The organism is Metabacillus arenae, from assembly GCF_014773385.1.
GTDB classification, from domain to species: domain Bacteria; phylum Bacillota; class Bacilli; order Bacillales; family Bacillaceae; genus Metabacillus_D; species Metabacillus_D arenae.
Genome location: NZ_JACXAI010000007.1, coordinates 211,594 through 220,490 on the forward strand (window position 1 = coordinate 211,594; position 8,897 = coordinate 220,490).

Consider the following 8,897-nt stretch of genomic DNA (forward strand, 5'->3'; position numbering starts at 1 on the left):
TCCCTATACTAGTTAAGGATCAAGGAAATCTAGGGAATTGACCGAAGTCTGGCTTGCGTTTTTCTTTAAAGGAATCTCTTCCTTCCTTCGCTTCATCGGTTGTATAATACAGCAATGTCGCATCCCCGGCAAATTGCTGAATACCTGCCAGACCATCTGTATCTGCATTGAAAGCTGCTTTTAAGAAACGAATAGCAGTCGGACTTTTCTCAAGTATTTCTTCACACCATTTCACTGTTTCCTCTTCCAATTGCTCTAATGGAACAACGGTATTTACAAGTCCCATCTCTAATGCGTCCTGTGCGTTGTATTGACGGCATAAATACCAAATTTCACGTGCTTTTTTATGACCGATGATTCTAGCTAAATATCCAGAACCATAACCTGCATCAAAGCTGCCCACTTTAGGTCCAGTTTGTCCAAAAACAGCATTGTCTGCTGCAATGGTAAGATCACATACAACATGGAGAACATGTCCCCCGCCGATCGCATAGCCTGCTACCATCGCAATAACCGGCTTTGGAATCACCCGGATTAACCGCTGAAGATCCAAAACATTTAAACGAGGAATCTCATCATCCCCAACATATCCTCCATGTCCGCGGACTTTCTGATCTCCGCCCGAACAGAATGCTCTGTCTCCAACTCCAGTTAAAATAATGACACCTATATCGGAGTCATCTCTTGCACGTGCAAAAGCATCAATTAATTCCATCACGGTTTTTGGTGTAAAAGCATTATGTACTTCCGGACGGTTGATAGAGATCTTTGCAATCCCATTATATGTTTCATATAGAATTTCTTCATATTGGCGCTTACTTACCCATTCAATAGCCATTTATGCTGCCTCCTTTAGTATGCGTTTCCGCAGATAAAAACTCATCTACTATTGTACCAAAAATTTGCGGCCGTTCCACGTGAATTGCATGACCGGCACCATTCACTTTCTTAATTACACGCTTTGGCAGCCTATCTGCCATTTCAAAAGCAATTCGGCAAAACTTTTCATCTTTTTGCCCGCAAACTAATAGAACAGGAATGAACAGGTGAGAAAGCATGTTCCACCAAGAAGGCTGGGAGCCAGTCCCCATTCCAAGCAAACTATTAGCCAATCCCACAGGGTCATTTTTAAGCCGCTGGGAACGGATCGATTGTTGATAATGGGATGGTAATTCCTTTTGAGACTTAAATAAAGGAATGTTCTCCCACTTATCAACAAAAGACATCACTCCTGCCTCTTGAATATATGCAGCTAGCTTTTCATCACTTTTTCTTCTTTCTGACCTTTCTTGTTCTGTTTTTAATCCCGGGGAGCTGCTTTCTAAAATTAATGATTTGACTCGGTTTTTATAGGTCATTGCAAAAGATAGGGCAAGACGCCCGCCCATTGAATATCCAAGAATATGAACAGATTCAATACCTAGCTTTTTTAAAAGCTCGTTTAAATCTTCGACCATCTTCATCATATCATAATGGAAGACAGTATGAGGAGAATCCGTCTGGCCATGTCCGATTATGTCTAGGGAGATCAGTTGATACTCTTTCCAGATCTCTTTGAATTCCTTCCAATTCTCAGCGCTTCCTGTAAATCCGTGCAACAAAAGAAGAGGAGGACCCTTCCCTGTAATTTCTACATGATAGTTAACATTTCGGATTTTGACAATCATGTAAGAAACTCCCTTTTTATTTCCTGGGAAACGCGTTCTAACAATTCCCGATGAGTTTTGACACGTGTTTGTCGATTGGTTATGATTTCAATTACTTGCAGCCCTTTTTGTTGATTGGATTGAAGAGCAGCCCGTAAATCAGACCTTGTCTTCACTCTACAAAAGGCTCCACCATACATCTCAATGGCCTTTTGAAAATCAAGTCCTGATGGGGTTCCAAAAAGTGCTTCAAAATGCTTCTCCTCCTTAGATTGAGGGAGAAAGGAGAAGATTCCGCCTCCATCATTGTTTATTAATAATATGGTCAACGGGATCTTCAACATTTTAGAAGCGAGTAATCCATTCAAATCATGATAAAATGACAGGTCCCCGATAACTAAATAGGACGGAAACGAACTTGCGGCACTTACCCCTAATGCAGCGGATACGACACCATCAATTCCGTTTGCCCCCCGATTGGCAAAAATGTTTATTTGTTTATTCGTATTTTGAAAAAAGGTATCCATATCACGTATAGGCATACTGTTCCCAATGAAAAGCTGGCACTTTTCCGGCAATAAATCTTTTAAATCTTGGTAGATCGAACCTTCAAAAATAGGCTCATTGTCAGGTGATTGGTCATTCAAATGATTTCGAAAAACATGGTTTATGTTCACCCATTGTTCAAGCCAATTTGATTCTTTTTTTTCTGGAAGGATGTGAACTAGGCTTTTACAAAACCTTGTTTCATCACATTCGATCATTTCACTGCCTGCCATTGTCGGATCTCTCCACCCTCCATGACCATCAACAACCATTTGATACACTTCAGGATGATCTCTTAATAACTGGAACAATGGTTTTGATACAGGCATGGATCCAAAGCGAATGACTACTTCCGGCTTTAAATGCTGCTTAATCTCTTCATCCTTTAAAAGAGAGTCATATTGATCAATGATCGTCTTTTTTGTATGACTTCCGCTTCTTAGGTTAGACAGCGGGTCAGCTAAAATCGGAAATTGCAGCTTTTCAGAAAGGGCAATTATCCATTCAGAAAACTTTTCTTCATGCAACTCACCGCAAACAATTAATCCCTTTTGTTTTGAAGAGAGAAAATCAGCATAACGTTTTGTTTCTTCCTCATTTATCACTGAAATGGACTGAGGAAGCTGCACAAATTTTGAACGCTCCCTTAAGTCATCCCATTTGAGGTAATTCAAATCAGGCAGTAAAGGCTCTCTTAAAGGAAAATTCAGATGAACCGGACCGGCTGGTTTAGCAAGAGTTGTCCCAATTGCACGCGCAGTCACCGTTCTTATGTATCGAAGCATAGAGGATGAATGCTCTGGCAGGGCTAAATCAGCAAACCACTTTACATATTCTCCATAAAGCTTGTTTTGATCAATCGCCTGCGGTGCTCCAACATCTCTAAGCTCATGCGGCCTGTCTGCTGTCAACACAAGTAAAGGCACACGGGAATAGTGTGCCTCAATTATGGCCGGATAGTAATTGGCTGCTGCTGTTCCTGAAGTGCATACTAAACCTACTGGCTTACGGGAAGCCTTGGCAAGACCTAGCGCATAGAACCCCGCTGAACGTTCATCTATTAGAACGTGAATAGTTATCTCAGAATGATCAGCCATTAAAACAGCTAAGGGCGTTGATCTTGAACCAGGACTGATGACGATGTTCGTGACATCATTCGCTGCTAGTTCATCTACAAAATGGGCTATATACTTTGTCAGCGATTCATTATTCATGAATGGTTCCTCCTAAAGCCGACAGCATTGGGTTCAATTTAATTTGTGTTTCGTAGTATTCTCTTTCCGGTACGGAATCTTTCACAATTCCACAACCAGCATACAAGCTGACTTGGTCATCTTCTATTAGACCTGATCTGAGGGCGACCGCAAATTCTCCATTATCATTTGCATCAATCCAGCCAATTGGTCCCGCGTACCAGCCTCTGTGCATAGGTTCCAGCTCACGGATTTTTTCAATCGCCTTCTCTTTTGGATATCCGCCTAATGCTGGAGTAGGATGGAGCTTTTCAATTAAGTCCCATAACGAAAATCCAGGCTTCATTTTACCTTTTACAGGTGTATATAAATGTTGAATATTTTTCGTTTTCAAAAGAGCGGGTTCTTTAGGAACATCAAGAGTTTCGCAGCAATCTGAAACAGCATCTGATATCATTTTCACGACAAAAGCATGCTCCTCTAAATTTTTTGGATCATTTAAGAGTTCCAGCCCGAGCTGTTCATCTTCCTTAACAGTTTGTCCCCTTTTAATTGAACCAGCAAGGCATGTGGACAACAATTGATCCTTTTCTTTTTTTACAAGCCGTTCAGGGGTTGCCCCAACAAAGCACTGCCTCCCCTTTTCAAAGGAGAAAATATAACTGGATGTTTGTTCCTCGATAAGTGAAGCTAAAACACGATAAATATCGACCGTTTTATTAAAAGACAGGCTGACTTCTCTTGCAAGAACAACTTTATTGAACTCACCCCTGCGGATTTGTTTTGTTGCTTGCTTGATGGCATCAAGCCATTCCCTAGTATTCTTCTCTTCCATCCTATACTCTATTTCCTGAAATCCACATGAAAAATGGCCGCTCACAGATGCATAATTTTTCAATTCATCATAATGTTTTATGCAATGACTAAAAGAGTCATTCGGGTAAACAAGCTGGTTAATCGTTAAAAAACCATTGCCTTCCTCTAATGTATACATCAATTTCGGCAGCATGAGGTTTGCTTCTGAGAATGTATCCCATTTTTGGTCCTTCTCTTTTAAAGGATCGAACGAAAAACCTCCAAATAAAATAGGCCCGGTAGCCTGATGTGATCGATCTAAATTTATATTATTTATATAGGATTCCTTTAGCTGCTTCCAAATATTTTCGATATAATGAAAGCGATTGTTTGTGTGATCGTCTGTTGAGATTTTATCTTCTTTTCCTAAGCCAACGATTGTCAGATTATGACCAGGAGCTTTCCAAAAGAAACGTTCACCTAAAAATGCTTCTTCTCCTTGAGAATAAAACTGAAGGGGGTCGATCGGCTGGATTTTTTCAACATGACTAACCAACACGGATTTATTTTTTTTCTTAGCTTGTTCTAGCGCATTCAAAATGTTCTGTTTGAATGTGTCTTGCAATGTTGTAACCACTTACATTCCCCCAGAGTCCATAAAATTGCTTATATTAACATACACCTGTTATAAAAAAGTGTCAATAGAAGCGAAAATCGTTTAAAATGAAGGGTATAAAACGACTTCTAACATTATTATATAACTTCTCCTAAATGATTGAAAAGAAAAGGAGATATAACAATCCATGGTCATGAAAAAAACAAGAATCAGTTCTTTTTAAAAATATTGACACTTGTTTTAGATTCCCCTAAACTTACGAATGGAGCAGTATGTATATTTCAAATAAGGAGCGAACGTCTATGCATACACAATTTGAAGCCCATAATGTTCCTTCTTTAGAACCTGATAAAAATTGGCGGATATGGTGGATGCTCTTAAGACCCCATACATTAACGGCCGCTTTTATTCCTGTAACAATCGGGACAGTCATGGCGTTTAAAGAAGGCTTTATGAACATATGGTTATTTTTAGCAATGCTGCTTGCTTCGATATTAATTCAAGCAGCAACGAATATGTTTAACGAGTATTTTGATTATATACGAGGTCTCGACAATGCAGAATCAGTAGGAATTGGCGGAGCAATCGTAAGAAACGGGATCAAGCCAAAAACAGTAATGGGACTTGCCCTTGCATTCTTTGCAATTGCCGCAGCTCTCGGCGTTTATATTTGCATGATCAGCAGTTGGTGGATTGCTGTTATTGGAATACTTTGCATGGCTACAGGATATTTTTATACAGGCGGTCCAAAACCAATTGCTTATACTCCTTTTGGGGAGCTTGTATCTGGCTTCTGTATGGGAGTTGTCATCATCCTGATTTCTTATTATATCCAAACGGGAATGATAGCCTTAGATGTTTTCTTATTATCGCTGCCAATTTCAATTTTAGTTGGTGCAATCATGTTGTCTAATAATATAAGAGACCTTGATGGTGACAAAGAAAATGGCCGCAAAACGCTGGCGATCCTAATTGGACAAAAAAATGCGATTCGCTTCCTTGCGAGTATGTTTATTGTGTCATTTATTTTGATCATTTTATTTGTTGTAACGGGAATTGCAACTGCCTGGAGTTTACTCGTATTATTCAGTATCCCGAAAGCAAGACAGGCAGTTAAACAATTTATCGGAAAAAAAAAGCCGATTGAAATGATGCCGGCCATGAAATCAACCGCCCAAACAAATACCATCTTTGGTTTTCTGCTTTCTTTAGGGCTGTTTATAAGCTTTTTAATTTAATTTCCAACACGGTATACAAGTTATACCGTGTTTTTTTGTTATTAATTAAAGGATAACCTGACTTTTAAATCACAAGACAAACCATTAGAGACAATTCCGTCCCTTCCGGAAGCTTCGTCTTATCCTTTTCTTGAGTGAATTTTTTATAGTTGCATTTTTTTACAAACATGATTTTAGCAAGATGGATCAAACTAATGATAGGCATTAAATTTTAAACAAGGAAGGAGTGTGGATGGAGTGCTAAACCCACAAAAGCTAGCCGCCTTCCGCTCACAGCTGCTACAAACGAAACAAGAAATACAAAACAGATTTGGAATGAATGAACATTTTGGTCTCAAAAGAAGCCATGCCCATGATTCAGTTGGTGAGTTATCAAGCATCGACAACCACCCTGGTGATGAAGCAACTGAGCTTTATGAAAGAGAAAAAGATATTGCATTAAATGAACATATTGAAGAAGAGCTGGAAGATATCAACAGAGCCCTGCAAGCAATTGAAAAAGGAAAATATGGAACGTGTGAGGTATGTGGTAAGGAAATACCGGAAGAACGGTTAGAAGCTATACCAACTGCAACAACTTGCCGAGAGCATGCTCGAGAAGAAATCGTCTCACATAACCGCCCTATTGAGGAAGGTGTCCTTATGCCCCCTTTTGGAAAATTTGAATTTGATGGAGAAGACGTTGAAGCATACGATGCAGAAGATACCCTGCAAGAGGTTGCTCGGTACGGTTCATCTGAATCACCCTCTGACCTTGATTATCCTGTTGATCACTATAACGATGTCTATTTAGAATCTGATGACCCAGTGGGCTATGTAGAAGACTACGAAAACTTTGCAGCAACAGATCTATACGGAAACGAAGTAAATGTCTATCCTGGTATCGGCCACGAGCAATATGAAGACATGCTCGATGAAGAAGGTTTAATGACACCATTTGGTGATTTGCCTGGTTATGAGAAAGATCCATATACAGACGATAACGAGCCATCCTAATATAGGGGCTCGTTTTTGTTATCAGAACTTAGCTCAAACCTTTCAACCCTGGCTCATTTGTCGCGGAAACCAGATCGGAAATGTCGTGAACTGGAAAACATATTGGACAAACAGACACTCAAACTGGAACTTTTGCTCATTCAAAAGTCGTAGATGATAAATCATACCCTTTACCGATGATATTTTTTTATAAGGTTTGTATCATTATATCAAGAGGGTAAGATAAACTTTTGTATTCACCGGCTATTGAAATTCGCCAGATAATGCATAGAAAAAGATTAATTGAGGGGAAGGATAAGAAAACGTATGAATGTATTAATGATAAACTTTCCAGCAGAGGGTCATATTAATCCAACTCTTGGTATTGTAAAAGCATTAATTGATCGCGGAGATTCAGTTCATTATGTAACTACTAAAGAATTTAAAGAGAGAATTGAAGGCTTGGGTGCTAATGTGTACCTTCATCCCAATCATCTTAAGGGAATTACACCTCAAAAAATATCGAATATTCATGAATTTTTACAGATCCATTTAAAACTTTCCTATGATATTTTGACTGTTGTTCAAAAGTTATCTCATTCCATACAATTTGATTATGTGTATCATGATACATTCGGTGCAGGATTACTTGTCAAAGATTATTTAAACCTGCCTTCTATCTCTTCATCATCTTCTTTGGCTATACCTCAAGAACAATTTTTGAAGATACTAGAAAACCATATGGATCCTTCTTCAGGTCCATCACCAGAAATTGAAAAGGAAAACGAGGTTTTAACAGAACGGATTGAGAAATGTTTTCATGTAGAAGTAGAGAACCCTTTTCAATTTATGATGAATACTGCTAATTTGAATATTGTCTATACAAGTAGAGCGTTTCAGCCAGGTGGAGAATACATGGATAATTCATACGTATTCATAGGGCCTTCTATCACGAAACGGGTGCAAAAGCATGATTTTCCATTAGAAGAGATTAAAGACCAGAAAGTGCTGTATATTTCCATGGGTACCGTCTTACAAGGGTTTGAGACTTTCTTCCAAATCTGCATAGATGCTTTTAGAGACTTCAAAGGGAAAGTCGTTGTTTCGGTGGGGGTGGCTACTGATTTAGCTAAACTTCTGCCTTTTCCAGAAAACTTTATTGTACGTAGATATGTACCTCAGCTCGAAGTTTTACAGCATACTGACGTCTTTATTACTCATGGAGGTATGAATAGCACGAGTGAGGCTCTCTATTATGAGGTGCCCCTTGTCGTCATACCTCATACCTCAGATCAGCCTATGATAGCTGATCGATTAGTAGAACTTCAAGCCGGGTATAGACTTGATCCGCATGAATTAAATATAAAAAAGCTAAAAGAAGCTGTGCAACTAGTGTTGTCCAACGCTTTTTACCGAGAGAATGCTAAGAAGATAAGCAAGAGCTTTAAAGAAGCTGGAGGAGAAAAGAAAGCTCTATCAACAATTGACAATTATTTAAAAGAATCACTTGTTGATTGACAATAAAAATGTTTTATTACATTTTTAGTTGTTATATTTTTAAGTACCGTGAAGAATCTTACATAAAAAATGAATCAACTAAATTTTAACCCCAGTTCTTAATTTAGAACGGGGTTATGCTTGTTTGAGGTTTTAAAATTAAATAATATTATTGTCACTTTACATCAGAATGGAATAAGAGTGTTTTTCCGGATCATGTATGAGAGTTCCGAACCGTATATGAAAGTTCCCGATCGTATATGAAAGTTCCCGATCGTATATGAAAGTTCCCGATCGTATATGTGTTCCAGATCGTATATGCGGATCCCGGCTAATATCACAAAATTCTGGACAATTAACACCTGCTGCCAGCTCATAAATCGTTCCTCCG

At 38.9% G+C, this 8,897-nt stretch carries 8 protein-coding genes; 3 read left to right on the forward strand and 5 right to left on the reverse strand.

The window, feature by feature from the left end:
* Positions 1-19 precede the first annotated feature (19 nt).
* The 4 genes from menB to IC621_RS08500 are packed head-to-tail and all read right to left on the reverse strand — an operon-like array spanning position 20 to position 4,817.
* Positions 20-838 carry a 1,4-dihydroxy-2-naphthoyl-CoA synthase gene (gene menB / locus IC621_RS08485; RefSeq protein ID WP_191157702.1) on the reverse strand — a complete coding sequence of 273 codons (819 nt, stop codon included), beginning with the start codon at positions 836-838 and terminating at the stop codon, positions 20-22.
* Positions 828-1,667 (reverse strand): 2-succinyl-6-hydroxy-2,4-cyclohexadiene-1-carboxylate synthase, encoded by an 840-nt coding sequence (gene menH, locus IC621_RS08490; protein WP_191157704.1) that lies wholly within the window; start codon positions 1,665-1,667, stop codon positions 828-830. Before menH ends, menB begins: the two co-directional genes overlap by 11 nt.
* Positions 1,664-3,406 (reverse strand): 2-succinyl-5-enolpyruvyl-6-hydroxy-3-cyclohexene-1-carboxylic-acid synthase, encoded by a 1,743-nt coding sequence (gene menD / locus IC621_RS08495; protein ID WP_191157706.1) that lies wholly within the window; start codon positions 3,404-3,406, stop codon positions 1,664-1,666. The genes menH and menD overlap by 4 nt, the downstream gene beginning before the upstream one ends.
* Positions 3,399-4,817: an isochorismate synthase gene (locus tag IC621_RS08500; protein WP_191157708.1), complete on the reverse strand. Its 1,419-nt coding sequence runs from the start codon at positions 4,815-4,817 to the stop codon at positions 3,399-3,401. Before IC621_RS08500 ends, menD begins: the two co-directional genes overlap by 8 nt.
* 281 nt (positions 4,818-5,098) lie before the next feature.
* Here IC621_RS08500 and IC621_RS08505 point away from each other — a divergent pair, with 281 nt between their 5' ends.
* From IC621_RS08505 to IC621_RS08515, 3 genes are all read left to right on the forward strand, one after another.
* On the forward strand, positions 5,099-6,034 hold the full coding sequence (locus IC621_RS08505) for a 1,4-dihydroxy-2-naphthoate polyprenyltransferase (RefSeq protein ID WP_191157710.1): 936 nt from the start codon (positions 5,099-5,101) through the stop codon (positions 6,032-6,034).
* A 237-nt stretch (positions 6,035-6,271) separates the two neighbouring features.
* Positions 6,272-7,030, forward strand: a complete 759-nt coding sequence (locus IC621_RS08510; protein WP_191157712.1) for a yteA family sporulation protein — start codon at positions 6,272-6,274, stop codon at positions 7,028-7,030.
* 306 nt (positions 7,031-7,336) lie between these two features.
* Positions 7,337-8,527, forward strand: coding sequence for a macrolide family glycosyltransferase (locus IC621_RS08515; protein WP_191157713.1), 1,191 nt, complete (start codon positions 7,337-7,339; stop codon positions 8,525-8,527).
* 159 nt (positions 8,528-8,686) lie between these two features.
* Here the strand turns inward: IC621_RS08515 and IC621_RS26395 are convergent.
* Positions 8,687-8,897 (reverse strand): hypothetical protein (locus tag IC621_RS26395; RefSeq protein ID WP_224752396.1); only part of this gene is annotated, 211 nt, incomplete at its 5' end.

Coding starts and splice junctions, on each gene's coding strand:
- menB (WP_191157702.1), bottom strand. CDS start 838: ATGGCTATTGAATGGGTAAGTAAGCGCCAATATGAAGAAATTCTATAT.
- menH (WP_191157704.1), bottom strand. CDS start 1,667: ATGATTGTCAAAATCCGAAATGTTAACTATCATGTAGAAATTACAGGG.
- menD (WP_191157706.1), bottom strand. CDS start 3,406: ATGAATAATGAATCGCTGACAAAGTATATAGCCCATTTTGTAGATGAA.
- IC621_RS08505 (WP_191157710.1), top strand. CDS start 5,099: ATGCATACACAATTTGAAGCCCATAATGTTCCTTCTTTAGAACCTGAT.
- IC621_RS08515 (WP_191157713.1), top strand. CDS start 7,337: ATGAATGTATTAATGATAAACTTTCCAGCAGAGGGTCATATTAATCCA.